Origin of the sequence: Rugamonas fusca, assembly GCF_014042365.1 — a bacterium.
GTDB lineage: Bacteria > Pseudomonadota > Gammaproteobacteria > Burkholderiales > Burkholderiaceae_D > Rugamonas > Rugamonas fusca.
In genome coordinates this window covers 61,380-86,690 of record NZ_JACEZS010000012.1, presented here as the reverse complement: position 1 = coordinate 86,690, position 25,311 = coordinate 61,380, and the positions used below count along the sequence as shown (strand labels likewise).

Here is a 25,311-nt window from a genome sequence, read left to right as displayed (position 1 = left end):
TCATCATGGCAGAAATCAGTCGCGTTGCCCTGTTCGGCAAACTCAATCCCCTGTGCTACCGGGCCATTGAAAGCAGCACCGTGTTCTGTAAGCTGCGTGGCAATCCCTATGTGGAACTGGCGCACTGGGTCCATCAGATATTGCAGCTGCAGGACTCGGACCTGGCGCGCATCATCCGCCAGTACGAGCTCGATCCGGCGGCGCTGGCGCGCGACCTGACGGCCGCGCTGGACCGGCTGCCGCGCGGTTCGACTTCCGTCACCGACCTGTCGTCCCAGCTGGAGGAAGCCGTGGAGCGGGCCTGGGTCTACAGCACCCTCATGTTCGGTGAATCGCAGATCCGTTCCGGCCACCTGGTGGTGGGCTTGCTCAAGACGGCCAGCCTGCGCAACGCGCTGTATGGCCTGTCGCGCCAGTTCGAGCGGGTCAAGGTCGAGGACTTGTGCGAGCGCTTCGGCACCTTGCTCAAGGATTCGCCCGAAGCCATCATGGGCGCCACGGACGGCTTCCAGGCCGGCGGCGAGGCTGGCGCGGCGCCCGGCGAGGCGTCCGGCGCCATCGCCCCGGCGGCCATGGGCAAGCAGGAGGCGCTGAAGAAATTCACGGTCGACCTCACGGCCCAGGCCCGCGGCGGCAAGATGGACCCTATCGTTGGCCGTGACGACGAGATCCGCCAGGTGGTCGATATCCTGATGCGGCGCCGCCAGAACAATCCCATCCTGGTGGGCGAGGCGGGCGTGGGCAAGACGGCCGTGGTGGAAGGCTTCGCCCAGCGTATTGCACGCGGCGACGTGCCGCCGAGCCTGAAGGAGGTGCAGTTGCTGGCGCTGGACGTGGGCCTGTTGCAGGCCGGGGCCAGCATGAAGGGCGAATTCGAGCAGCGGCTGCGCTCCGTGATCGATGAAGTGCAGGGCAGCCCCAAGCCCATCATCCTGTTCATCGACGAAACGCACACGCTGGTGGGCGCGGGTGGCGCGGCCGGCACCGGCGATGCGGCCAACCTGCTCAAGCCGGCGCTGGCGCGCGGCACATTGCGCACCATCGGCGCGACCACCTTCGCCGAGTACAAGAAGCATATCGAGAAAGACCCGGCGCTGACACGCCGCTTCCAGACCGTGCAGGTGGACGAGCCGGGCGAGGAGCGCGCCATCCTGATGATGCGGGGCGTGGCCTCTACCATGGAGGCGCATCACAAGGTGCAGATCCTGGACGAGGCGCTGGAGGCGGCCGTCAAGCTGTCGCACCGCTACATCCCGGCGCGCCAGTTGCCCGACAAATCCGTGAGCCTGCTCGATACGGCCTGCGCGCGGGTGGCCGTGAGCCTGCACGCGACGCCGGCCGAGGTGGACGACTGCCGCAAGCGCATCGAGGCCTTGCAGACGGAACTGGGCATCATCGCCCGCGAAAAGGCGATCGGGATCGATATCGGCAAGCGCGAGGCGGAAGCCCATGTGCTGCTCGACAGCGAACAGGCGCGCCTGACAGCGCTGGAGGAACGCTGGAACGCGGAGCGGCAGCTGGTGGATGAATTGCTGGCGCTGCGCGCGCGCCTGCGCGACGGCGTGCACCCGGTGGAAGGCACGGGCAGCCAGCTGGAGGAGGCGGCCGAAGCGGTGGCCCCGGTGCTGGACCCGGCCGAGCGCGCGGCCTTGATGGAGCAGCTGCACGCGGTACAGGCCCAACTGACGGAACTGCAGGGCGAAACGCCGCTGATCCTGCCCACCGTCGATTACCAGGCCGTGGCGGCCGTGGTGGGCGACTGGACCGGCATCCCGGTCGGCCGCATGGCCCGCAACGAGATGGAGACGGTGCTCAAGGTGGCCGACCTGCTGGGCCAGCGCGTGATCGGCCAGGACCACGCGATGGAAATGATCGCCAAGCGCATCCAGACCTCGCGCGCGGGGCTGGACAACCCGAGCAAGCCGATCGGCGTGTTCATGCTGGCCGGGACCTCCGGCGTCGGCAAGACGGAGACGGCGCTGGCGCTGGCCGAAGCCCTGTATGGCGGCGAGCAGAATCTCATCACCATCAACATGAGCGAATTCCAGGAGGCGCACACGGTGTCCACGCTCAAGGGCGCGCCACCGGGCTACGTGGGCTACGGCGAGGGCGGCGTGCTGACGGAGGCCGTGCGCCGCAAGCCGTATTCCGTGGTGCTGCTCGACGAGGTGGAGAAAGCCCACCCGGACGTGCACGAGATGTTCTTCCAGGTGTTCGACAAGGGCTTCATGGAAGATGGCGAGGGCCGCTTCATCGACTTCAAGAACACCCTGATCATCCTGACCACCAACGCCGGCACGGACCTGATCGCGGGCCTGTGCAAGGACCCGGACCTGATGCCGGACCCGGACGGCATGGCCAAGGCCTTGCGCGAACCAATGCTCAAGGTGTTCCCGCCGGCGCTGCTGGGACGTTTGGTGACGATCCCCTACTATCCGCTGTCGGACCAGATGCTGGGACGGATCGTGCGGCTGCAGCTGGACCGCATCAAGAAGCGGGTCGAGGCGCGCTACAAGATCCCGTTCGAGTACAGCGACGACGTGGTCAAGCTGGTGGTGTCGCGTTGCACGGAAGGTGAGTCGGGCGGGCGCATGATCGACGCCATCCTCACCAACACCATGCTGCCCGATATCAGCCGCGCCTTCCTCACGCGCATGATGGAGGGCGGGCAGATCGAGCGGGTGCAGGTGACGGCGCCGGACGGCGAATTCGCCTACGCCTTCGAGTAGCCAGCGCCTGGGCGTATTCTGGTCGCATGACAGTGGTTTTCTTTGGTATTTGATTGGTATTTCAATAGTTAATTTGTCTTGCAAATATGACAGTGGTAGTTGTTTTTCGGATATAATTCGTCGCGTTAATGCGTTGTTTTCGCGAAGATAGTCCGATCAACCGCTGTTAGTACCAATCAAATACCATGACCTTATCGCTTTTCCGTACCCGGATCTTGCCCGCGCTGCTGGGTGTCGGTGCCATGTGCTCGGCGCAGGCGGCCGTGCAATCCATCGACCTGGGCGCCGCCGCTGGCTACAGCGGCTTTTTCTATCACGACGTGAAACAGGTGGCCGACGTCGAGGGCCGGCTGGCCGTCGGCGGCACCCTGGCCACATCCGGCTTCTCGTTTGGCTACCGCACGCCCTATGGCGTGAGCGGCCCGAGTGTGGTCGTCGGTGGTAACGTCAAGCTGGGCGACGGCGCCATCTACACCGGCCCGGCCACCAATGTCGACACCAACGCCACCATCGGCCCCATCACCGAGTATCCCAAGCAGCTGGGCTATGGCGTGTACGCCGGCGCCAACACCTCCAAGTCTTATCTGGACCTGCGCCAGCAAGCCAACGTGGTCGACTTTGGCGCGGCCAGGACGAAGCTGACCGCGCTGTCCGCCACGCTGGCTGGCCAGCACGCCAACGGCACGGTGGAGAGCAAGTGGGGCGGCCTGTACCTGACGGGCGACCAGCACTCGGACGTACAGGTGTTCACCATCGATTCGAGCCACCTGGGCAACCTGTTCCTGCAGGACGTGAAGGCCGGCGCCAGCGTCATCATCAACGTGACGGGCGGCGGCGCCGTGTCGTTCACGGGCGGCCAGGACGGCCAGCTGGAATCGCTGCGCGACCGCGTGCTGTTCAATCTCGTCAACGCCACCGAAGTGGCCGTCAACACCTTCGCCTGGGGCACGGTGCTGGCCAATAACGCCGTGCTCAAGGGCGCTGGCCACCTGGAAGGGAACATCATCGCGGCCGGCATGGACGGCAAGGTGGAAATCGGCTTCGAACCGTTCAAGGGCCACATCGCCAGCGCCGTGCCGGAACCGGAAAGCTACGCCATGCTGCTGGGCGGCCTGGCGCTGATCGGCGCGCTGACCCGACGCCGCCAGCGCGGCTAAGCAAGCGGCGCGCGCCCGCTGACGAGGCTCCTGCGGGAGCCTTTTTTCATGTCGCGGCCAGTGGCCATTCAAGCGGTGCGGGGTCAGTGCCAACATGCGTGCACGAACTGAACCGGATAACGGCCCACCTTGTGTATGAATGTTGGCACTGACCCCGCGCTGCATGATGGCGCGATAGGCATGGTGATTGCCAGTGCTGCGCTGCTGCGTTACATTGGCAACAGGCATCCATGGGATACAACGTGCTCAATTACGACACGCTTTTACTGGTCCAGATCTGCATCACCGTGCTGACGACGGTGCTGTTATCCATGGCCGCCCTGTATTCGGAAGGCGCGAGCGAGCAGCGCTGGTGGGCCATGGGGAACGTGGTGTCGTCCGTGGGCCTGGCGCTGGCCAGCCTCGATAGCGGGCCGTTGGTGCTGCACGCGGTGCTCGGCTACGGTGTGCTCGGCCTTGGGCTGGCCCTGGTGTTGCGCGGCTTGCGGCTGTTCTGCAACGAGACGCTCAGCTGGCGCTGGATAGTCGCCATCGTCGCCGGCGCGCTGCTGTCGACCGGCTTTTTCACTTACGCGGAACCCAGCCTGAATGCGCGCCTGAGCGTGACGGGTTTCTATTTTGGTTTGCTCAACGTCCTGTGCGCCGCCACGCTGGCGCGCCACGCGGACTGGCGCAGCGTGGGCGCCAGCGTGGCTGGATTTGCTGCGCTGGGGGTGGCGCTGTGCGTGCGCGGCGTGTACCTGTTGCAGCATGAGCCAGGCGACGAAAGTGCGCTGCTGGTGCTGGGGATCGTGATGCTGACGGTGCCGCTGGCCCAGGTCAGCATCGCGTTCGGCCTGATCCTGATGGTGATGCGGCGCTATGCCGAACGCCTGCGCAACCTGTCGTGGGTGGACAGCCTGACCGGGGCGCTGAACCGCGCGGGCCTGGAGACGCAAGGCCGGCGCGTGGCCCAGCGCACCTTGCGCGCCGGCCGCTGCCTGGCCGTGATCATGCTCGACGCCGACCATTTCAAGGACATCAACGACACCTGGGGCCATCCTGTCGGCGACGCCGTGCTGCGCCACCTGACGCGCCAGATCAAGGCGGAACTGCGGCCGCTCGATCTGCTGGCCCGCTACGGCGGCGAGGAGTTCGTGCTGCTGCTGGACGGGGTCAACCTGGATGACGCGCTGCGCGTGGCCGAGCGCTTGCGCGCCAAGGTTGAAGGGGAACAGGTGGACGTAGCCGGCCACACGGTGCGCTACACGGCCAGCATGGGCGTGGTGTGCTCGGACCAGCATGGCTACGACTTGCTGGAACTGATCGTGGCCGGCGACGCGGCCATGTACGCGGCCAAGCGGGCCGGCCGCAACCGGGTGATGGCCGGTTAGCTGGCGGCCGTCGTGGCTGACGCGTGGGCGGCCACCAGCAAGCCGGCCACGGGCTTGCTCGCCTCCAGCCGAAGGGTCACCGGATCGAGCGCCGCCAGCGTGAACCCGGCCGCGGCCAGCGCCGCGCGCACATGGCGCTCCGTGTGGCTGTAGCGTCCGTGCCCGTGCAGGTGGAAGCCCTGGGGCGCGCCATCGTCCGTGCCCTGTTCGACCGTGAAGACCAGCAGCCCGCCGGCCCGCAAGGCCAGGCGGGCTGCCGCCAGCACCTCTTGCAAGGCGCCGAAATAGCACAGCGTATCGGCCGACACGATCAAGTCATAGGCATCCGGATGTTGCGTAAGCCAGGCCGTCAGTTCGGCCTCGTCCAGCGTATCGTAGTCGCCCCGCTGGGCGGCTTTCTTCAGCATGGCCCCTGCCAGGTCGACGCCATGCAACGCGCGTGCGTAGGGGCGCAGCAGGGGGCCGCACAGGCCAGTGCCGCAGCCGGCGTCGAGCACGTCCAGTTGGCGCGCCGGCGCCGCGAGCTGCGCTGCCACCAGTTGCGCGCACAGGGCCGGGGCGCGGTATTCCAGCCGCGCCAGCACCTGGTCGAAGCTCTCCGCGAAGCGGTTGAAGGTGGTCTGCACAAAGGCATCCGACGCGCGCGCGGGCGCGCTGGCGCCCTGGCAGGCCGCGATCATGTGGGCCACCACCGGGTTGTCCGGTTCCCGCTCCTGCCAGCGGCGATAAACTTCCAGCGCTTCCGCGTCGCGTCCATAGGCCACCAGCGCGCGGCCCAGGCTGTGCAGCATGGCGCCGTCGTCGGGCTTGAGCAGGATGGCTTCACGGTAGGCGCTCAAGGCTTCCTCCTGGGCACCCGTCTTTTTCAGCACGTGACCCAGGTTGGTCCAGGCTTCCACGAAGCCGGGCGCCAGCGCCACCGCTTGCCGGTAGGCGGCGATCGCTTCGCCATGGCGGCCCTGTTCCTTGAGCACCACGCCCAGGTTGTTGTAGGCCTGCGCGAATTCGGGCCGCGCGGCGATCACCTTGCGGTAGGACTGTTCGGCGTCGGCATAATGTCCGTGCTCCTTCTGCACGTTGCCCAGGTTGTTGCGGGCGTCCACATAATCGGGCGCCAGTTCCAGCGCGCGGGAAATCAGGCGCAAGGCATCGTCGTGCTGCCCCAGCTGGTGCTGGGCCACACCCAGGTAGTGCAGCGCGTCCGCATGGCCGGGCGCCACTTGCAGGATGGCCCGGTAATGGCGCGCCGCCAGTCCCGGCTGGCCGCGCCGGTGCACCGTCATGGCCAGCTGGAAGGCGTCCGCCACGCTGATCTGCTGCGAGGGGCGGCGGGCGTGGCGGGGCGTGGGGCGGGACGACTTCGGCATGCGGGCTCCTGGAAGTGGGTGGCTAGGACAGCAAGGCGATCAGGCCATTGGGGTGGATGGGCCAGCCGGCCAGGCCGGCAAGGCCCATCAGCACACCAAAGGCGGTGGGCACCAGCGCGGCGACATACAGGCCGCGCTGCTGGGTGAGGGCGGTGATGGCCAGCAGCGAAATGGCGATGGCCAGCAGGGTGTCGGACAGGTCGAACTGGTCGTCGCGGAAGTTGAGGGCGTCGTAATCCTTCTGGTCCTGCTCGGCCGCCGCCTTGGCCTCGGCCTTTTTCCTGAACTGTTCGGCCGCCAGCGCCTGGTATTCGCTGATGGCGCCCTGGTAGCCCGCCTGTTCGGCGGCCGGGCGGCCCACGGCGGCCAGCTTGAGCTGGGTGAGCGTGGCGCGCGCCATTTCCTCGCGCAGGTTGCGGGCCTGGTAGTAGTTCCAGTGATCGACCCGGTTGGCCTGGGCTTGCTGCATGGCCTGGTTGATGTTGTCGTCCTTGACCTTGCAGATACCCATGAAGGTGGCCAGCAGCGCCACCGTGATGGCGACGGCGGCATTGAGCTTGCCGCCGGCCGGCTTGTCATTCTGGGTGTCGACGATGTCCAATGGTTCCATGTGAATTCCGGTTGCGCAAAAAGCGGCTACGGTAGCATGTCCGGTGGTGCGGCGCGGTCCGATTTTTTTAACTTATCTTTGCCAGGGGCCGGACAGCGGCTGCGGCGGCTGGGCCAGCGACTGGCAGCGCTGGAAGCGGGCCGCGTTGCGCCCACGCACGCTGCGCAAGGGCATCAGGCCGCGTGCCAGCACGGCGTCGGCGGCGCGATCGGACAGCCACGTCTCGGCGCAAGCCTGCATGTGCGCTTCACCGTCGCGGCGGAAGGTGTGGGCAGGCAGGTCGTCCAGTTCCAGCCGGTCGCCAGGCTCCATGTCCCAGCCGTCGTCGTTGAACGCTTGCCCCAGCAGCAGGGCCAGGCCGAAGGCGGCGTTGCCCCACAGGTAGTGCGCGTGATCGAGCTGGCCGTCCGCTTCCTCGAAATTGAAGTGCTCGATGCGGTCCGTCAGTTTGCCGTAGGGCAGGCGCAGCAGCATGCGCGGCAGGACCAGTCCCAGCCAGCTGGCATGGGGACTGGCGCGCAGCGCCTGCCACCGTTCGCCGGCCGCCGGGGGCGGCGCCGGCCAATCGTCGGGATCGGGGGTGGCCGCCAGTTGGGCGCATCCCAGCACGCTGTCGTGCGCGCCCGTGAGCAGGGGCGCGCCGGCCTGGCTGGCCAGCGCGGCCAGCGCCGACAGCGACTGCACGTCGTCCTCGCCGGCGTCGAACTGGTAATCGCCGACCAGAATGGACCAGGGCGCGCCGTCCGGCGACTGGCGCGGCTGTTCCACCAGCAGTTGATAGAGCCCGCTTTGCTGCAGGTTGGCGCCGGCGGCCCGCAGGTCGGCCGCCAGTTCATCCTTGCCGATATCGACCAGGTACAGCTGCAGCCCGTCGTCTTGCTCCAGCTCCGTCACCAGCAGGTGGACGCTGCGCCATGCCGCCTCCAGCCGCTGGAACGCGGGTGCGTGCAGCAGTTCGCGCATGCGCTCGCCGATCACGGCGTCGGCGGCGGCCACGTAGCTGGACTGGCGCACATCCGCGCCCGGCACCGTGCCCACCAGCGCCTTGACCAGGGCGTCAATATCGCTCTTGCGGGCGGCCGGGCGCACGGAGCCGCCCAGCAGGCTGGCGAAATCGCCGCCATCGCCGGCCGCCGCAGCCGGTGTGGGCGTGGGCGTGGCCGTGGGGGCGGGCGGCGCCTGCATCCGGGCGGCGGCCGCCGCGAAACTGGCGGGACAGTTGAGGCGCTGGCGCTCGTTGCGCAAGGACTGGAATGCGTCGGCCTGCTGGTACAGCTGGTCCGGATGGAAGTCATCCAGGCACTGGAAGCGCACGGTGTTGGGCGCGTCGGCCAACGTCAGCTCCACGGCTGGCGCGCAGCGCGCCATCACCTGGTCGAAGTTATCGAGGTCGATGCGGTGGATGGGGCGGCGCGCCAGGGGCGTGCCGGGCGCGCGGCCGGAGAATTCGCCCAGCACCAGCATGCGCATGGGGCGCCCCGGCGTGGCCGGTTGCGCGTCGTGCTCGGGCAATTCAAGCTGGAATTCGAAGATCAGCGATCCTGCCATGTCAGCCTCCTCAAGTACGTTGTCCTTGCGTCGTGCGGGCGCCACGCGCGGGCGGGTCATCGATTGCCAGCTTACCCTAAAACCTTTCCTTTCTTGCAGTTTTATCGGTCATAATAGACCACACCAGCTAACGTGCAGCAACACTCACAACCCAGGGGGAGGATGCGATGCCCAATCAAGTGTCGATGGGAGCGATGATGACCTGTAGCTTCGGGGCGGCGCCGTCGTCGCTGGTGGTGTTGCCCAAGAACAAGGTGCTGGCCGAAGGCCCGCCGGCCGCCAACATCATGGACCATATCCCCATGGTCAACATCATGCCGTTTGGCGTGTGCAGTTCGCTGGCCAATCCCACCGTGGCCGCCGCCACGGCCGCCGCGCTGGGCGTGCTCACGCCCATGCCTTGCATTCCCGCCACGGCCGCGCCATGGGTGCCCGGCGCGCCGACCGTCTTGATCGCCAATATGCCGGCGCTCGACAACGTCTCCCAGTGCATGTGCAACTGGGGTGGCGTGATCGCATTCACCACCCCCGGGACCACCAAGACCATGATACCCTGAGCTGATGTCGACCCGACATCGAACCCGCCCACCAGCCTGAGACGCCGCCATGCCGATCACCCAAGCCAACCGCGAAGTGGATGTGAGCACTGAACTGGGCGCCGACGTGCTGCTGTTCGACCGCATGAGCGGCACCGAGCAGCTGGGCCGCCTGTCCGAATACCGGGTGCAGCTGGTGAGCACCCGGTCCGACCTCAAGATCGCCGACGTGCTGGGCAAGCCGATGGGCGTGCACCTGGACCTGCCCAACGGCGGCAAGCGCCACTTCGGCGGCGTCGTCACGCGCTTCGCCAGTTGCGGCTGGAAGGGTTCGCTGTGCCGCTACGAGGCCGTGGTTCATCCCTGGCTGTGGCTGTTGACGCGGGCGTCGAACTGCCGCATCTTCCAGGACAAGTCAGTGGTGGACATCGTCAAGGCCGTGTGCGGCGATGCGGCCTACGGCGGCCTGGTGGAACTCGATGCCGGCTCGCTTAGCGGCACCTACAACCCGCTGCCATACTGCGTGCAGTACCGCGAAACGGACTTCCAGTTCGTGTGCCGGCTGCTGGAAACGGCCGGCATCTATTTCTTCTTCTCGCACGAGGAGAGCAAGCACACCATGGTGCTGGCCGATTCCTACGGCGCCCACACGACGATTCCCGGCTACGACACGGTCGAGTATTCGGGCGAGGCGGGGCGGCGCATCGTCGACCAGGAAGCCGTGTATGGCTGGGAGGCGGCCGGCGTGATCCAGGCCAGCAGCTATGTGCTCAACGATTTCGATTTCGAGAAGGCCGCCTCCAGCAACAGCGGCGGCCTGCGCGTGAAGTCCACCATCGCGGCCGCGTTCTCGCAGCAGGCCTATGAAATGTACGATTACCCGGGCGGCTACGTGGTGGCCGGCGACGGCACGGCGCTGGCGCGCGGGCGCATGGAGGCGCTGCACGGGCAGTGCGAGGAGATCGTCGCCGATACCAACGCGCGCGGCCTGTACCCGGGCGGCCTGTTCGCGCTCAAGGAACACCCGCGCAGCGACCAGAATCGCGATTACCTGGTCACCTCGGCCCGGTATGAGATCGTGGGCGACGACTACAGCACGGGCGGCGACACGCCGTTCGACATGCAGTGCCATTTCACGGCCATCGGCAAGGAGCACAGTTACCGCGCGCCGCCGCATTACGACAAGCCCGTGGTGCGGGGGCCGCAGACGGCCATGGTGGTGGGCAAGGCGGGCGAGGAGATCTGGACCGACAAGTATGGGCGCGTCAAGCTGCAGTTCCACTGGGACCGCGACGGCAAGGAGGACGAGAACAGCTCGTGCTGGGTACGGGTGGCGCAAGGCTGGGCCGGCAAGAATTGGGGTGCGATGTTCCTGCCGCGCATAGGCATGGAGGTGATCGTCAGCTTCCTCGAGGGCGACCCGGACCGGCCACTGGTGACAGGCTGCGTCTACAACAGCGACGCCATGCCACCCTACGAGTTGCCGGCCGGGCAGACCAGGTCCACCATCAAGAGCAATACCACCAAGGGCGGCGGCGGTTTCAACGAGATCCGCTTCGAGGACAAGAAGGACGCGGAGGAGATCTTCATCCAGGCCGAGAAGGATTTCAACCGCGTGGTCAAGAACAACGACACGCTCAAGGTGGGATTTGAGAAGGCCGACAAGGGCGACCAGACCATCTCCATCAAGAACGACCAGAGCATGGACGTGGGCGGCAACCAGACCGTCAAGATCACGGGTGACCAGAGCCTGGACGTGACGGGCAACCAGACCGAGAAGATCACGGGCGATCAGAAGGTGACGGTCTCCAAGACCATCGTGATTGAAGCCACGACCTCGATCGAACTGAAGGTGGGCGCCAGCAGCATCAAGCTCGAACCGGCCAAGGTCACCGTCAAGTCGCCCGAGATCATGGTCGAATCGGATGCCAACACCACCATCAAGGCGGGCGCCATGATGCAGATAAAATCGGGCGCCATCATGACCATCGAAGGCGCGCTGGTGAAGATTAACTGAGGATTTACTGAGCAAGACGATCAAGCCGATGCCACTGACCCTGCGTGTTCAAACCTACCAAAAACAGGCACCGGCGCTGCCCGTGGCGCGCACGTTCGATCGCCTGGGCGGCACCATAGGCCGCGCGGCCGGCAACGACCTGGAATTACCCGATCCGGGCAAGTACATTTCGCGCAATCACAGCAAGGTCGATTACGTGGATGGCCATTTCGTGCTGACGGACATGGGCAGCAATCCCACCTGGGTCAACGACGCGCCGGTGGGACTGGGCAAGAGCGTGCGCCTGCGCCATGGGGACGTGCTGCTGCTCGGCGACTACGTGCTGGTGGCCGAGGTGGATGAAGCGGCGCCGCCCGCCATTCCCGTGTTCCGGCCGGAGACGTCGGACGCCTTGCCGTTCCAGGCGCAGCCGGGCGTGCCCGGCGCGGCGCCGGCATCGGGCATGGAAAACGAGCAATGGCACGATACCCTGGCTGGCGCGCGGATACTGGAGGCGACGGGCAGCTTCGATCCCATCGTGGCGCCGTCGCCCGACGATCCGCTTGGCCTGAACATCCAGCACGGTGGGCGGGGCAAGGGTATCACCGTGCCGGCATCGGCGTTCCGGGGCTCGGAACCGGATCACGTGGCGCCGCAGTTCGTGCCCATGCCGGGCGTGCTGATGCCGCCGTCTGCCGCCCCCGCGGACGCGCCGTCGGCGCCGCCCGTCGCGCTGATTCCGGACGATTTCGATCCGTTAGCGTCCTTCGTGCCCCCCCGCGTGGCAGTGGAGGCGGAAACGGTTTACGCGCCGGCTCCCGTACCCGCGATGACGCCGGCGCCGGCTCCAGTGTCGGTCCAGGTCCAGGTGCCGTCGCAGGAAACGGTGGCCGTGCACGTGCATGTGGGCGCGTCGGTCGCACCCGTTCCGCCTGCCGCAGCTGTTCCATCAGCCGTCCCTGTCGCCCCTGTCCCATATGCCGCCGCGGCCGTGGTGCCGCCGGCGCCTTTGGCGCCCGTTGGGCCGCCCGCCAGCAGCGCACCGGCCGCCGCGCCGGACGGTGCGGAGCTGCAGGTACTGCAAGCGCTGCTGCGCGGCCTCGGCGTGCCCGACATCGCGCCATCGCGGGCACCGGCCGACACGGCCGAACTGGTGGGCGCCATGCTGCGCGAAGCCATGTCCGGCACCATGGCCGTGCTGCTGGCGCGCGCCATGACCAAGCGCGAATCGCGGCTGGAAGTGACGGTGCTGGGCGCCCAGGCCAACAACCCGCTCAAGTTCTTCCCCGACGCCGAGATGGCGCTCACCCAGATGCTGACCGGCTCCGTGGGTGGCTACATGCCGCCCGTGAAGGCCGTGGCCAGCGCCTTCGATGACCTCAAGTCGCACGAGCTGGCCGTGATCGCGGGGATGCGGGCCGCGCTGGCGGGCGTGCTGGCGCGCTTCGATCCGGCCCGTATTGAGGCGGCCATGGAACCGGGCGGGGTGATGGACAAGATGATGAGCGCCAGTCGCAAGGCCCGCATGTGGGACCGCATGGTGGAGCAGTACGGCGCCATCGCGCGCGAGGCGGACGACGACTTCCAGCGCCTGTTCGGCGACAAGTTCGCCGCCGCGTATGAGGAACAGATAGCAAGGCTGCAGCACAAGCACTGAACCACTTGAACATTTTGCCGAAGCGAGAAACCATGTCATGGAATCGTAAAGTCATCTGGTCCGAAGGGATGCTGCTGCAGCCGCAGCACCTGCAACAGCACGACCGTTACCTGCAAACCCAGCTCGAGGCCCGCGTGGGGCGCTTGCGGCCCTATGCGTGGGGCTTTTCCTCGCTGCGCATCGACGAGCAGCAGCTGGCGCTGGGCAAGTTGGCGCTGCTGTCCTGCCACGCCGTGCTGCCGGACGGGACGCCGTTCTCGCTGCCGGCCGACGACGACCTGCCGCTGCCGCTCGATATTCCCGAGGATGCCCGCAACGTGATGGTGGTGCTGGCGCTGCCGGTGCGCCGGCCCGGCATCGCGGAGACGGGCAACAGCCCCGCGCCGGACAACTACGCCCGTTACGGCACCGTGGACCACGAGGCGTGGGACAGCAACGGCATCGACAACAGCGCGCTGATGCAGGTGGGCCGGCTGCGCCTGCGGCTGGCGCTCGAGCCCGAAGTGGCCAACGCCTACGCCTGCCTGGGGGTGGCGCGCGTGATCGAGCGGCGGCCCGACAACCGCCTCGTGCTGGACCCGGAATACTGCCCGCCGTGCCTGGACTTGCGGGTGGCGGCGCGGCTGGGCGCCTTCGCCGACGAACTGGTGGGACTGCTTCACCAGCGCGGCGATGCGCTGGGCAACCGCCTGTCGCAACCGGGGGCGGCCGGGGCGGCCGAAATCGCCGACTTTCTGCTGCTGCAGCTGATCAACCGCAGCGAACCGCTGTTCGGCCACCTGGCCACGATGACGGGGCTACACCCGGAAGAGTTTTTCCGCGAGGCCGTGCAACTGGCTGGCGAACTGGCCACCTTCAGCCCCGTCAACAAGCGCGCGCAGCAATATCCCGTGTATCGCCACGACCAGCTGCGCGAAAGCTTCCAGCCCGTGATCGACGATTTGCGCGAGGCGCTGTCGATGGTGCTCGATACGCACGCCGTCCCCATCCCGCTCGAGGAGCGCCAGTTCGGCATCCGCGTGGCCGTGCTGCGCGACCCGGAGCTGGTCAAGTCGTCCACCTTTGTGCTGGTGGTGAACGCGCAGGTGCCGCCCGAGACCATCCGTTCCACCTTCCCGCGCCAGGTCAAGATCGGTTCCGTCGAGAAGATCCGCGACCTGGTCAACCTGCAGCTGCCCGGCATCGCCCTGCGGCCGCTGCCCGTGGCGCCGCGCCAGTTGCCGTTCCACGCGGGCTTCACGTATTTCGAACTGGACCGCAACAGCGAATACTGGCAACAGCTCACCACCTCGGCCGGATTCGCCATGCACGTGGCGGGCGATTTTCCGGGATTGCAGATGGAGTTCTGGGCGATCCGCAAATAACGGGGCATGGCCATGGACGATGTGACTGCCGCCGCCGCGCCCCAGCCACCGGCCTTGTTCAGTACCACGGCCGGTTTCTTCGGCAAGGTGGTGTCGAACGGCGACTTCGTGTCGCGCCGGCTGCCGCCCGCCCTGGTGGGCATATGGGACGCGTGGTTGCAGGCGGGCTTGCAGGCGAGCCGCGAACTGCTGGGCGCGCGCTGGCTCGACGTTTACCTGACCAGCCCCGTGTGGCGCTTCGCGCTGGCGCCGGGCGCCTGCGATGAGCATGCGTGGGCCGGCGTGCTGATGCCCAGCGTGGACCGGGTCGGGCGCCACTTCCCCCTGACCATCGCGGCCGGCGCACCCGGCGGGGCGGCGCTGCCGGACTGGCTGGCCACGGGACAGGATTGGTTCGCGCAGGCCGAAGCCCTGGCCTTGTCCACGCTGGAGGAGGGATTCCTGCTGGAGCGCTTCGACCGCGCCGTGCAGGCGCTGGCGCCGTTGCCGGACGCGCCGCTGGCGGGCCAGGCCGACGCCGCGCACTGGCGGGTGGAGCTGCCGTCGTTCGTAGCGCTGGCCGGCATGGGGCCGCAGGTGACGGCCGCCGCGCTGCGCGGCCATAGCCTGTGGTGGACGGAGGGTTCGTCCGAGGTGGCGCCGTCGTTGCTGATGTGCCGCGGCTTGCCGACGGCGGAAATGTTCGGCGGCATGCTGGCCGGGGCCTGGCCGGCGGCCGTCAGCCCGTGCACTTGACCAGCAGGGCCGTGATGTTGTCGCGGCAACCGTCGCGCTTGGCCATCTCCACCAGCGCCGCACAGCAGGCGTCCAGGTTGTCCTCGGTGGCGCTGGCCAGGATGGTCTCGATCTGGCCCGGCGCCGATTCGCCGTACAGGCCATCGCTGCACAACAGGTAGACGTCGCCGGGCATCATCACTTGCGATTGCAGCTCCGGCACCAGCTCCGGCCCCGGCCCCAAGGCTTGCAGCAGCAGGTTGCGCGGCGGGAGCGGGGCGGGGGCACCCGCGTCCAGCGCCTGCTGGTACAGCGTCTGGTCGCGCGTCAGTTGCATCATGCGGCCCTGGCGATAGCGGTATAGCCGGCTGTCGCCCACATGGAACACGAACATGGGGCCGTCGGGCGGCAGCTGCCACAAGCCCGTCAGCGTGGTGCCCATGCCGCTGCCATCGGCGCGGTCGTTGGCCAGGTTGGTCTGGTACATGCGGTCGTTGGCGTATTCCACCGCGTCGTGCAGGGTGATCATGGCCTTCATGGCGGCGTCGGACCAGGTGGCGTCCGGGTCGGCCAGGGCCGGATCGAACGGCGTGGCGCGGAACAGCGGCACCGTCGTCTCGCTGCCCGGCGGCGTGGCCGGCGCGTCGCGCGCGGCGCGCACGAAGTTGTAGACCAGGTTGAGCGCGTCGGCACTGGCGATCTCGCCGCCGTTGTGGCCGCCCATGCCGTCGGCCACCATGACCAGGCCCAGGTCGGGTGCGATGAGAAAATTGTCCTGGTTCGATTCGCGCACGGTGCCGATGTCCGTGAGGCCGAATGCCACGCCGAAATCGAGCCGGTGCGGTACGGATGGCGATAATTGTTTCCAGTTGTCCAAGGTGTCTCCTGGCCAGAAAAAACGACTTCGCGAAGATGACTTTCCGCCTGTGGGGAAGTATCCCATGCTAGCATGAGCCACGCATTAGTTCGATGTAAATTCCCCAAAAAAGTGGAGCCGCATGGACCGCAGCGACGATCTTCCCCAGCCAGATGAGGCCAAGGCCAGCGATGCCGCCGGCGCCGCGGCTGGCGCGGCGGCGCGCGAGGCCGGGCTGGCGCGGCGGGTGGCCGCGCTGGAGCAGGTGGTGGTGCTGGAACGCCGGCTGCGCGCAGTGCACGCGGACGCGGCCCGCAACGCGCAAGGCCAGCTGGCGGCGCTGGAGGCGCGCATGGGCCAGCTTGCGGCCCGGCAGCCGGCGCAACGCGATGAGGACGCCACGCTGCTGGCCCCGGCCGCGCCGGCCGACGAGGATGCGACCCGCCTCGCGCCCGCCGCGGCCGACGATGACGCCACCCGCATCACCATGCCGGTGCCGGCCGACGATGCGACGCGCATCGCAGGCAGCCCGATGGCGGCGATCCCCAGCGTCTCGCTGGCGGCGCTGCGCCTGGCCGCGAACGCCGGCAGTCCGGGCACAGGGCCCGCTTCGCCTGCCGCGCCGAGCGCGCCGCCACGCAGCGTGCTGCCGGCCGCACCGCCCCCGGCCCGCGCCGCTCCCGGCGAGGAACTGCCGCTGGCGCTCAGTCCCGGCTTCCAGCTGTTCGAATACCGCATCGATGCCGTGCTGGGGCAGGGTGGCTTTGGCATCACCTACCTTGCCACGGACGTCAACCTGAACGCGAAGGTGGCGATCAAGGAGTACCTGCCGGGCGATTACGCGACCCGGGCGTCGGACCATTCCGTGTCGCCGCGCTGGGCCGAGGACAATGATTTTTACCTGAGTGGACTGGAAAGCTTCCTGGTCGAGGCGCGCACGCTTGCCACCTTCCGCCATCCGAACATCGTGCGCGTGGCCCGCTTTTTCGAGGCCCACCGCACCGCCTACATGGTGCTGGAGTATGAGCGCGGCAAGCCGCTCAAGCAGTGGTGGGAAAAGCGCAAGGCGATGCCGGAGGCGCAGTTGCTGTCGCTGCTGCATCCGCTGCTCGACGGGCTGGCGCTGGTGCACGAATCGGGCTATCTGCACCGCGACATCAAGCCGGACAACATCTACGTGCGCAAGGACGATGGCAGCCTGGTGCTGCTCGACTTTGGCGCCGCCCGGCAAACGGCCGGCGGCGCGCAGGCCATGGCCGACGTGGTCACGCCCGGCTATGCGCCGCCGGAACAATACGCGGGCGGGCCGCAGGGGCCATGGACCGACATCTACGCGCTGGGCGCCACGCTGTACTGGATGGTCACCGGCGCCAAGCCCGCGCCCGCGCCCGAGCGCCAGCACGGCGTGGCGCAACACGTGCCGGCGCGCGAGGCCGCGGCCGGCCGCTACAGCGAGGCGTTCCTGCAGGCGATCGACCAGGCGCTGATGCTCGATCCCGCGCAGCGCCCGCAAACGGTGGCCGACTTCGCCCACGGCCTGTTCGCGGCCCATGCCGGCAGCCTGGGCTTGCAGGATGCGCTGCGGGTGGGCGAACTGGAGGCGCAACGGCGGCTGTCCAAGGGCGTGCGCCGCCTGGGCCGGGCCATGTGGCGGCCCGCCTCCTGGCCGCTGGGCGTGAAGCTGACGCTGGCCCTGGTGCTGGCGGCGCTGCTGCCGATGACCATCACGGCCTATTACAACCTGCGCGCCAGCGTGGCCACCGTGTCGGCCAGCGAACTGCGCAACCTGGAAAGCCTGGCCCGGAGCACGGCCGGGCGGGTGGCGCAGCTGCTGGGGGACAGCCGCCACCTGGCTGCCTACCTGGCGGCCGATCCGGTGTTCATCAATTACTTGCGTGCGCCCGGCACGGCAGGCCGCGAGGCCGTCCATGCGCGGCTGCTCAGCGTGGTCCGATCCAATCCCGACGTGCACCTGATGTTTCTCATGAATGCGCAAGGCGATGCGCTGGTGTCGAGCGAGCCGGGCGTGGCGGGGCTCAATTTCAAGTTCCGCCAGTACTTCCAGCAGGCCATGGGCGGCCATCCGTTCATGACGGGCGTGATCGTCGGGTCCACGGAAGGCAAGCCCGGTGTGTACTACGCTTATCCCGTGTTCGACGCCCGCCACGCCGTGATCGGGGTGGTGGTCTTGCGCATCAAGGGTTCGACGATCACGGCGATCCTGAACCAGGTGCGCGCCCACGGTTCGCGGCAACCGCTGATGATCGACGGCGATGGCGTGCTGGTCCAGTATCCCGATGAACGCATGTTGTACCGCAGCCTGATGCCGCTGCCGCGCGAGGCGCTGGCGCGCATCGTGGCCGACCAGCGCTTCCGGCGCCAGCGCATCGAGAGCCTGGACATGCCGACGCTGGCGCGGGCCATGGTCGGCGCGCGCGCGCCGGGCAGCATCCGCTACCACTCCACGCTGACGGACGTGGACGAGTATGCCGGCTTCGCCCCCGTGGCCGGCCATGACTGGGTGGTGGCCGTGACGGAATCGCGCCAGCGCTTCGAGGCGCCGCTGCGGCAACTGTTCGACAATGTGCTCTACAGCGTGGGCGTGGTGGGCCTGGTGTTCCTGCTGCTGGCGTTATGGTTCGCGCGCGGCATCGTGCGGCCGGTCCGGCGCCTGACGGATGCGGCCAACGCGCTCAAGGAAGGCGATTATGAGCGCGCCAATGTCCAGGTCAAGGTCACCACGGGCGACGAGATCGGCCAGCTGGCCCGCACCTTCAACGTGATGATCGACGTGCTGCGCCAGCGCGAGCGCGAGCAGCGGCGGGGCGGGCTGGGGCGGCGGCGCGGCCAGTAGCGCCAGGGGCAGACACCGGGAGTGGTCCCTATGGCTCGCCATATTCGATGTGCCACGCCTTGGCGGCGTCCTGCTGGCAGCCATAGCCGCGCAATCCGGCGGCCAGCGCCAGTTGATGGCCGGTGTGATCGGGGGCCGGCACCTGGCGCGCCAGGCGCCATTGCCTGGGTGGGCGCAGCAGGTCGCGCGCCATGAGCAGCCGCGGCAGGCCACCGTAGACGGTCGCGTAGCCATGCACGGCATAGCCTTGCAACAGCAGGCCGCGCAGGCTGCGCATGTTTTCCGGCGCCACCGTGGCCAGCATCAGCGTGCGGCCCAGTGACTGCGCCAGTGCGCCACGCGCGTCGATGGCCACCCGGTGCAGGTTATGGCCGCGCCACGGGGGCAGCGAGGCGGCGCCGTCCAGCACGCAGGCCCGCTGGCGGTCGGCCGGCGCCAGCGCCAGCAGCCCTGCCAGGTGCGCGACCGTCTCGGAGTCGAGGCCCAGCACGCCATAGGCCACCAGTTGGTCGCCCATGAAGCAGCCCAGGATCCGGCCCAGCGCCTCGATGTGCTGTTCGAAATGGTCAGGCTGGTCCGGCCGCACCATGCCGGCCGGCGTGGCGGCGTACACCTGCGCGTGCAGTGCCCAGGCCATGTGGGCTTCGTCCGGGCGCAAGGGGCGCCAGCGGAACGGGCTGTCCTCGTTCATCGCAGCAGCTCCGCGTAGTTGATCACCTTGAGCGGTGGGTACAAGCGCAGCTGGTCCGCCGCCGCCATGTTGACCAGGTAGGAAAAACGGGCCAGCGTTTCGATGGGGATGGCGGCCGGCGCCATGCGGTGGACGAGGATCTGGGCCGCCTTGTGGGCCGTCAGCCGTCCCACGGTGTCGTAGCCTGACACCAGCCCGAACAGGGCTTTGCCGTCGCGCAGGTAGACTTCCGTGGCGGCGAACGTGGGCAGGCGCTGCGCCAGCGCGGCCGCCGTCAGGGCTTGCCGGTTGGCGGCCAGGAAGCTGTCCGGGCCGATGTAGAGCAACTGCGTGGCCGCGCTGGCCAGGCTGGCCACCAGGCCGGGCAGGGCGGCCGCATCGGGCTGCCCCTTGGCGTCCAGGGGCACGGGCTTTTCCACCAGCCGCAATTGATGGGCCGCGGCCAGGGCGCGCCACTCGGCCACGTTCTGCACGGAGTTCGGCTCGGCCGGGTTGTAGATGATGGCGATCCGGTCGAAGCGGCGGTAGGCGCGGATGGCGCTCAGTTGCTGTGCCAGCGGCACCACATGGCAGGCGCCCGTCACGTTGCGGCCCGACGAGGCCAGCGAGGTGACCAGCCCCGAGCCCAGCGGCGAGGCGACCATGGTGAACACGACCGGGATATCCGTCACGTGGACGGCCGGATCAACGGCGCCAGCCCGTCCGGCCACGGCCAGGGTGACGGGCGTGCCCCAGGTGTAGATCAGGTCCGCCTGCAGGGCGCGCGCTTCGGCCACCAGTTGCGGTACCTTGCCGATATCCTGCGCCACGTCGCGCATGACCATCTCCACGGCGATGCCGTTGACGGCGAAGTAGTCGCGGAAGCCTTGTTCGACGGCGCTCTGGCCGCGGTACAGCATCATGTAGATGCGGTAGGGGCGCGTGGCCGCGCGCAGGGCCGGCGTGGCCAGCCAGGCGCCGGCGGCGCAGGCGGCACCCAGCACGGCGCGCCGGCCCTGTGCCTGCGGGGCGGGCGGACGGGCGCCGTTCATGGCTGGCCTACCGCGCCGCGCGCATGCCGGCGCCGGTGTGGCCACAGCGTGGCCGTGAACAGCAGCGACGTCACCAGACCCGCCGCACCCAGGATCAGCATGGCGCCGGCGGCGCCGTGGCGCGCCACCAGTGCGCCCGTGACGATGGGGCCGGCGGCCGCGCCCAGGCGCTCGATCAGCCGGAACACGCCCATCACGGGGCCGCTGCCGGTATCGAGCGTTTCGTCGCGGGTGGCGCGCGCCACCAGCACCAGTTGGGCCGAGATGCTCATGGCCTGGCCCAGGCCCAGCCCCGCGATAGCCAGCAAGACCAGCGGCGGGCTGGCGCCGCGCAGCACGGGCAGCATGGCCAGCGCCGTCAGCAGGCCGCCGCCGGCCACCATGGCGGCGTAGGCGTTGTAGCGGTCGGCCAGGTGGGCGAACAGGGGCGCCAGCAGCAGGCAGCTCAAGCCGTACAGCATGGTGTAGCGGCCGATGTCGGACTTGGACGCGCCCAGGCCATGCAACAACAAGGGGACCAGGAAGATCAGGAAGCCGGAGTAGAGGAACTTGGCCGGTATCCCGGACAAGACGGTCAGCGCGACGAAGCGCCGGTTATGCAGCAGCCTGGGCACCAGCTTGTGCAGCGGTGCCGGCGGACCGGCGCCGGGCGTGGCGCTGCGGTTGTCCAGCACCGCGCCGGCGATGCAGGCGGCCAGCAGTCCTGTCCCGGCGCCCAGGGCGAACACGGGCCGGTAGCCAAGGCGGTCGGCCAGGATCCCGCCCACGGCCGGGGCGCAGATCTCGGCCACCATGATGGCGCCCACGAACAGCGCCATGCCCCGGCCCCGGTTGGCGCCGTCGGTGCTGTCGAAGACATAGCCCTGGCAAGCCATGAACATGAGGGCGTAGCCCAGGCCGGTGACGGCGCGCGCGGCCAGCAGCACCCAATAGTGCGGCACCAGGGCGGTGGCGGCCAGCCCCGCGATCACCAGCACGGCGCCAGCCATGTAGCTGGTGCGCCGCCCCACGCGGTCGGACCAGTGGCCGGCGGCGGGCATGCTCAGCGCCACGGCCAGCAGGAAGGCCGTCACGGGCAGGCTGGCGCGCAGGCCCTCGGACAGGGCCAGGCCCGGCATGGGTAGCGCGGCCGCATATACGGGCAGGAAGGGGCGCGACAGCATTTCCGCGAACATGAACAGGAAGCTGAGGGCGCGCACCAGCACCAGGCGCTGCTGCGTCAGGTCGGCATCGGCGCCGGCATCGCCAAATGCGTACTCGCGCTGCAGTTGGCCCAGCAAGGCGGCGCTGGCGTGGCTTTGCCGGGCGCTGGAGGCAAGCGCCGCCAGCTTCTCGTAGCCGTGGTTGACGGCGGCAGCGATCGCGCCCAGGCGCACGGCCAGCGGCTCGCTGCCTTCACGCAGGTGGGCGCGGCGGAAGTCGCCGGCGGCCAGCCGCGTCATCATGGCCGCGATCTGGCGCATGGGTGCCGTGAAATTGAGGGTGACGACGAACCACAGCACTTCGAAGGCGATCAGCAGGCTGGCCAGCAGCACGATGCCGACGTCGTAGCGCAGTTCGCGCACGCGCGCGGCCAGGTAGTCGCGGTGTACGCCCACGTGCAGCTGGCCGACGATGGCGCCATGCAGCCGCAGGGGCAGCGGCTGGTCCAGGTAGCCCGATGGCGGGCCGCCGTCGTCGCCGCTGCCAAACAGGGGGGCGCCATCGGTGCCGCTCACGCGCACGTAGGCCAGGTCGGGATTTTGCCGGAGCACGTCGGCGAAGTACTCGGGCACGCCCACCAGCCGGGGCAGCGGGATGCCGTAGCCCAGCGCCCGTTCCAGCCTGGCCGCCAGCGACAGGGCGGCCGTGTGGGCCTTGTTGCCAAGTTCCGGCAGCAGGCGTTCCTCGGCCCGGCTCCAGGCGTAATACGACAGGGCCAGCTGGGTGGCCAGCAGCAGCGCCAGCGCGAACGCGAACAACTGGCGCACCGGGCGCGCCGTCAGGCGCTGGTCCGGCGTCATGTGCGCTCTCCGGCCGGGCCGCGGGCGTCGCCGGGATTGCCGAGCGCGCGCCTGGCCTGTTCCAGTTCCCGCAGCGCGGCGTCGGCCCGTTCACGGGCGCGGCCAGCCAGCGCGGCCGCCTCCGTATCGGGGTGGGGCGGCGGTGGCCGATGGTCGAGCGTGGAGGCGATGCTGTCCATGGTGCGGGTGATGCGGCGCATCCAGAGCCGGATCGCGGCCAGCGCCAGCAGCGCGCCGGCGGCGGCGATCCATGCGGCGGCCCGCGTCAGCTGGCTGGCGTAGGCGGCGATCGACAAGTCCTGCGCCTGGCGCGCGTAGCGCAGTTCGATGGCGCCCATGGCCACGCCCAGGTTGCTGGACAGGGGCGCGCGCAGCGCGAGGCCGTGCGCGGAGTCGCCTGTGCTGAACACGGGGGCGCCCTGGGCGTCCAGCACGCGGATGCCGACGATGGCGCCGTCCTGGCGCGCTTCCCGATCGATGGCGGCCTGCGCGTTGCCCAGACCCTTCAAGGGCAGGCCCAGGTCCAGGCCCGTTTCCAGGCTGTCGCGCAGGTCGTCGAGGATCAGGTGCAGGCGCGACTGCTCCAGCTCACTGAGGGTGCGATCGAGCTTGCCGACGCTGAGATAGGCGTTCAGGCCGAGGGCCAGCGCGCCGATCAGGATGATGGGCGCGCTGATGGTGACGCTGAGCCGTGACATCGCCATGCCGCACCCGGAAGATGTTCGATATGCAAGAATTGTAGCATTGAAATTCCGAGGCGCGGCGCGGCGCGGGGCCGGTGTGGCCGGCCAGCCGCATCAAGCTTGAGGCGCCGCAAAAAATGGGCTGGTTATTCGTAGGCGGGCAGCCGCTTTTGCTCCAGCGGCGTGAAGCCGGCGTCGCGCAGTTGCTGCAGTTCGGCCGCGCTGGGCGGCGCGGCACGCGCCAGCAACTGGCGGCGCTGCTGCTGGTAGGCGGCGATGCGGTGCTGCCAATCAGCCTGCTCGCGGTCCAGCTCCGCCAGCCGGTCGGCCGCCGCCGGCGACAGCGTGGCCGCGCGCAGCTGGTAGATCTCGTTGTCGCCCGCCCCTTGCGCGCGGCGTTGCTGCACCTCGTCCTCCAGCCGCAGCACGCGGGTGGGCGCCTCGCGCTCCTCGCGCAGGGCGGCGGGCAGCCTGGCGTCCAGCGCGGCCAGCTTTTGCTGGCGCTGGGCCGGGGTCAGCGTGCTGTCGGCGTTGATTTCCATGCGGGCGATGGCGTCCGTGTCGTAGGTGTCGCTGGCGCCGAACAGGCCATCGATCTCGTCCTGGCTGAAATAGCGGTGGCGCAGCTGCTGCATGGCTGCCAGCCGGGCGCGCGCGCCATCGGTCAGGCTGGCCGGCTTGGGCAAGCTCTTTTCCACGTCCACCAGGGCGCGCTTGTAGTCGAGGTATTGGTCCAGCAGGCGGCGCGCTGCGGCGGCCGCCGCCGGTTTCAGGCGCCGGTCGAGCTCGCGCCCGATCTCGGTGCGGATGGCGTCGAGCGAACGCTCGCCCAGGCCCGCCAGGTAGTAATCGAACAGGTGCGCCAGCTCGGCGTCGACCACCAGCTTGTCGGCGCTGTCCTGGCGCACCGCGCCATCGGGCGCGGTGCCATCCATGGAACGCACGAACGCGAAGTAGTTGGGGTCGGAATTGGCCGCTTGCGCCGGCGCTTCCGGCTGGTGCAGCGAGAAGTACAGGGCGCCGGCGGCCAGCGCCAGCGCGCCGGCCCGCAACAGTTTTGCGCGTGCGTTCATGGCCGCTCCCTTACAGGCCCAGGCCTTGCAGGCGGTTGGCCTGCTGGCGGAAGATGGTGACGGGGCTCGTTTCGAACAGGTTGGTGATGCCGATCATCTGGTTCACCTCGTCCAGGTGGTTCATGGCGTAGTCGTCGCGGATCACGTGGCCCAGGTGGCTCGAGCAGCTGCTGACCAGGCCATCGTTCTTGGCGCCGTTGAATGCCAGCGAGGTGAGCGCCAGCACGGGGTCGCTGATGTCGAAGAAGTTGGTGTAGGGCTGGGCGCCGCTCCACGAGAAGTAGTACACGCCGTTGACCTGGTAGTCGCCTTCGCCGCAGGCCGTGGTGGGCACGCCTTCCGGATGCCGGCTGTTGAAGGCGGCCGTGCCGGCCGTGCTGAGCGACTGGGCGGCGGCCACGGAATCCTGCGGCAGGGTGGGGCTGCCGGACAGGAAGGAGATCAGGCCGGCGACAGCGTTGGCCACCGTGTAGGTGACGTCGGGCACGGCGCCGATCAGCACGTCGGCCACGGCCGACCCCTTGTTCACGCCGCCGACGCTGCTGACGGAAGCGACCAGGTCGGGCCGCACGGAGGCCACGTAGCGGGAGGTGGGGCCGCCGTGGCTATGGCCGATCAGGTTGACCTTGGCGGCGCCGGTGGCGGCCAGGATTTGCTGGACCTGGGTCAGCAACTGTTCGCCGCGCACTTCCGTGCTGTTGGCGGCCGACACGGTGGTGACGTAGACCTTGGCGCCGCCGCTTTGCAGGGCGGACGCGATGCCGTAGAAGTAATCGACCGGCCCCAGGCTGTCGAAGCCTAACAGGCCGTGCACCAGCACGATGGGGTATTTGGTCTGGGTGTAGCCGGTGGCCCACGAGGGGGCGGGCAGCGCCGTGAGCGCGATCAGCAAGAGTGACAGGGTCTTCCAGAAGCGATGTTTCATGTTGTCTCCGTAAAGTTATCGAGTAGGGACGGCCGTCATGCCGCGCACGACGCGCCAGGGCGGCGGCCGTCGTGCCCCGGCGGCCCGCGTTCCTTTCCACTCTCCGGTGAAAATAAAACGAGCGCTCGCTCGGTTTTTGGACTG

General features: G+C 68.7%; 19 protein-coding genes. 9 read left to right on the top strand and 10 right to left on the bottom strand.

Going from position 1 to position 25,311, the window contains the following annotated elements; translation table 11 throughout:
- Positions 1–5: 5 nt before the first annotated feature.
- From tssH to H3H36_RS15020, 3 genes are all read left to right on the top strand, one after another.
- On the top strand, positions 6–2,729 hold the full coding sequence (gene tssH, locus H3H36_RS15030; RefSeq protein ID WP_182218905.1) for a type VI secretion system ATPase TssH: 2,724 nt from the start codon (positions 6–8) through the stop codon (positions 2,727–2,729).
- 185 nt (positions 2,730–2,914) lie between these two features.
- Positions 2,915–3,886, top strand: coding sequence for a choice-of-anchor A family protein (locus H3H36_RS15025; RefSeq protein WP_182218904.1), 972 nt, complete (start codon positions 2,915–2,917; stop codon positions 3,884–3,886).
- Between the two features lie 230 nt (positions 3,887–4,116).
- A complete protein-coding gene (locus tag H3H36_RS15020; protein WP_182218903.1) occupies positions 4,117–5,259 on the top strand; it encodes a GGDEF domain-containing protein in 1,143 nt (380 codons plus the stop codon).
- On the opposite strand, the gene H3H36_RS15015 is transcribed toward H3H36_RS15020, so the two are convergent.
- The 3 genes from H3H36_RS15015 to H3H36_RS15005 all read right to left on the bottom strand — a co-directional run bounded on the left by H3H36_RS15015 (position 5,256) and on the right by H3H36_RS15005 (position 8,784).
- Positions 5,256–6,626 (bottom strand): tetratricopeptide repeat protein, encoded by a 1,371-nt coding sequence (locus tag H3H36_RS15015; RefSeq protein WP_182218902.1) that lies wholly within the window; start codon positions 6,624–6,626, stop codon positions 5,256–5,258. The two genes, H3H36_RS15020 and H3H36_RS15015, sit on opposite strands and share 4 nt — an antisense overlap.
- 22 nt (positions 6,627–6,648) lie before the next feature.
- Positions 6,649–7,236, bottom strand: a complete 588-nt coding sequence (locus H3H36_RS15010) for a DUF4337 domain-containing protein (RefSeq protein ID WP_182218901.1) — start codon at positions 7,234–7,236, stop codon at positions 6,649–6,651.
- A gap of 72 nt (positions 7,237–7,308) precedes the next feature.
- Positions 7,309–8,784 carry a type VI secretion system contractile sheath domain-containing protein gene (locus H3H36_RS15005; RefSeq protein ID WP_182218900.1) on the bottom strand — a complete coding sequence of 492 codons (1,476 nt, stop codon included), beginning with the start codon at positions 8,782–8,784 and terminating at the stop codon, positions 7,309–7,311.
- Positions 8,785–8,951: 167 nt separating this feature from the next.
- On the opposite strand from H3H36_RS15005, the gene H3H36_RS15000 reads away from it, so the two are divergent.
- From H3H36_RS15000 to tagF, 5 genes are read left to right on the top strand one after another with little or no spacing between them, the layout of a single operon-like run.
- Positions 8,952–9,341 carry a DUF4280 domain-containing protein gene (locus H3H36_RS15000; protein WP_182218899.1) on the top strand — a complete coding sequence of 130 codons (390 nt, stop codon included), beginning with the start codon at positions 8,952–8,954 and terminating at the stop codon, positions 9,339–9,341.
- A gap of 49 nt (positions 9,342–9,390) precedes the next feature.
- Positions 9,391–11,337: a type VI secretion system Vgr family protein gene (locus tag H3H36_RS14995; RefSeq protein WP_182218898.1), complete on the top strand. Its 1,947-nt coding sequence runs from the start codon at positions 9,391–9,393 to the stop codon at positions 11,335–11,337.
- Between the two features lie 28 nt (positions 11,338–11,365).
- Positions 11,366–12,973 carry a type VI secretion system-associated FHA domain protein TagH gene (gene tagH, locus H3H36_RS14990; protein ID WP_182218897.1) on the top strand — a complete coding sequence of 536 codons (1,608 nt, stop codon included), beginning with the start codon at positions 11,366–11,368 and terminating at the stop codon, positions 12,971–12,973.
- A gap of 32 nt (positions 12,974–13,005) precedes the next feature.
- The gene (gene tssK / locus H3H36_RS14985; protein ID WP_182218896.1) at positions 13,006–14,337 is read left to right on the top strand and encodes a type VI secretion system baseplate subunit TssK; all 1,332 of its coding nucleotides are present in this window, start codon (positions 13,006–13,008) and stop codon (positions 14,335–14,337) included.
- Between the two features lie 12 nt (positions 14,338–14,349).
- Positions 14,350–15,072 (top strand): type VI secretion system-associated protein TagF, encoded by a 723-nt coding sequence (gene tagF, locus H3H36_RS14980; protein WP_182218895.1) that lies wholly within the window; start codon positions 14,350–14,352, stop codon positions 15,070–15,072.
- On the opposite strand, the gene H3H36_RS14975 is transcribed toward tagF, so the two are convergent.
- On the bottom strand, positions 15,056–15,928 hold the full coding sequence (locus H3H36_RS14975; RefSeq protein ID WP_220459746.1) for a PP2C family protein-serine/threonine phosphatase: 873 nt from the start codon (positions 15,926–15,928) through the stop codon (positions 15,056–15,058). The genes tagF and H3H36_RS14975 overlap by 17 nt on opposite strands.
- A 121-nt stretch (positions 15,929–16,049) precedes the next feature.
- On the opposite strand from H3H36_RS14975, the gene H3H36_RS14970 reads away from it, so the two are divergent.
- The gene (locus H3H36_RS14970; protein ID WP_182218893.1) at positions 16,050–18,761 is read left to right on the top strand and encodes a serine/threonine protein kinase; all 2,712 of its coding nucleotides are present in this window, start codon (positions 16,050–16,052) and stop codon (positions 18,759–18,761) included.
- Between the two features lie 28 nt (positions 18,762–18,789).
- On the opposite strand, the gene H3H36_RS14965 is transcribed toward H3H36_RS14970, so the two are convergent.
- The 6 genes from H3H36_RS14965 to H3H36_RS14940 form a co-directional block, all read right to left on the bottom strand.
- Positions 18,790–19,452, bottom strand: a complete 663-nt coding sequence (locus H3H36_RS14965) for a hypothetical protein (protein ID WP_182218892.1) — start codon at positions 19,450–19,452, stop codon at positions 18,790–18,792.
- Complete coding sequence (locus tag H3H36_RS14960; protein ID WP_182218891.1) at positions 19,449–20,483, bottom strand: ABC transporter substrate-binding protein; 1,035 nt, start codon at positions 20,481–20,483, stop codon at positions 19,449–19,451. Before H3H36_RS14960 ends, H3H36_RS14965 begins: the two co-directional genes overlap by 4 nt.
- Positions 20,480–22,486 carry an MFS transporter gene (locus H3H36_RS14955; RefSeq protein ID WP_182218890.1) on the bottom strand — a complete coding sequence of 669 codons (2,007 nt, stop codon included), beginning with the start codon at positions 22,484–22,486 and terminating at the stop codon, positions 20,480–20,482. The genes H3H36_RS14960 and H3H36_RS14955 overlap by 4 nt, the downstream gene beginning before the upstream one ends.
- Positions 22,483–23,184: a hypothetical protein gene (locus tag H3H36_RS14950; RefSeq protein WP_182218889.1), complete on the bottom strand. Its 702-nt coding sequence runs from the start codon at positions 23,182–23,184 to the stop codon at positions 22,483–22,485. The genes H3H36_RS14955 and H3H36_RS14950 overlap by 4 nt, the downstream gene beginning before the upstream one ends.
- A gap of 131 nt (positions 23,185–23,315) precedes the next feature.
- A complete protein-coding gene (locus H3H36_RS14945) occupies positions 23,316–24,242 on the bottom strand; it encodes a lipase secretion chaperone (RefSeq protein WP_182218888.1) in 927 nt (308 codons plus the stop codon).
- A gap of 10 nt (positions 24,243–24,252) precedes the next feature.
- On the bottom strand, positions 24,253–25,167 hold the full coding sequence (locus H3H36_RS14940; RefSeq protein ID WP_182218887.1) for a lipase family alpha/beta hydrolase: 915 nt from the start codon (positions 25,165–25,167) through the stop codon (positions 24,253–24,255).
- Positions 25,168–25,311 lie beyond the last annotated feature (144 nt).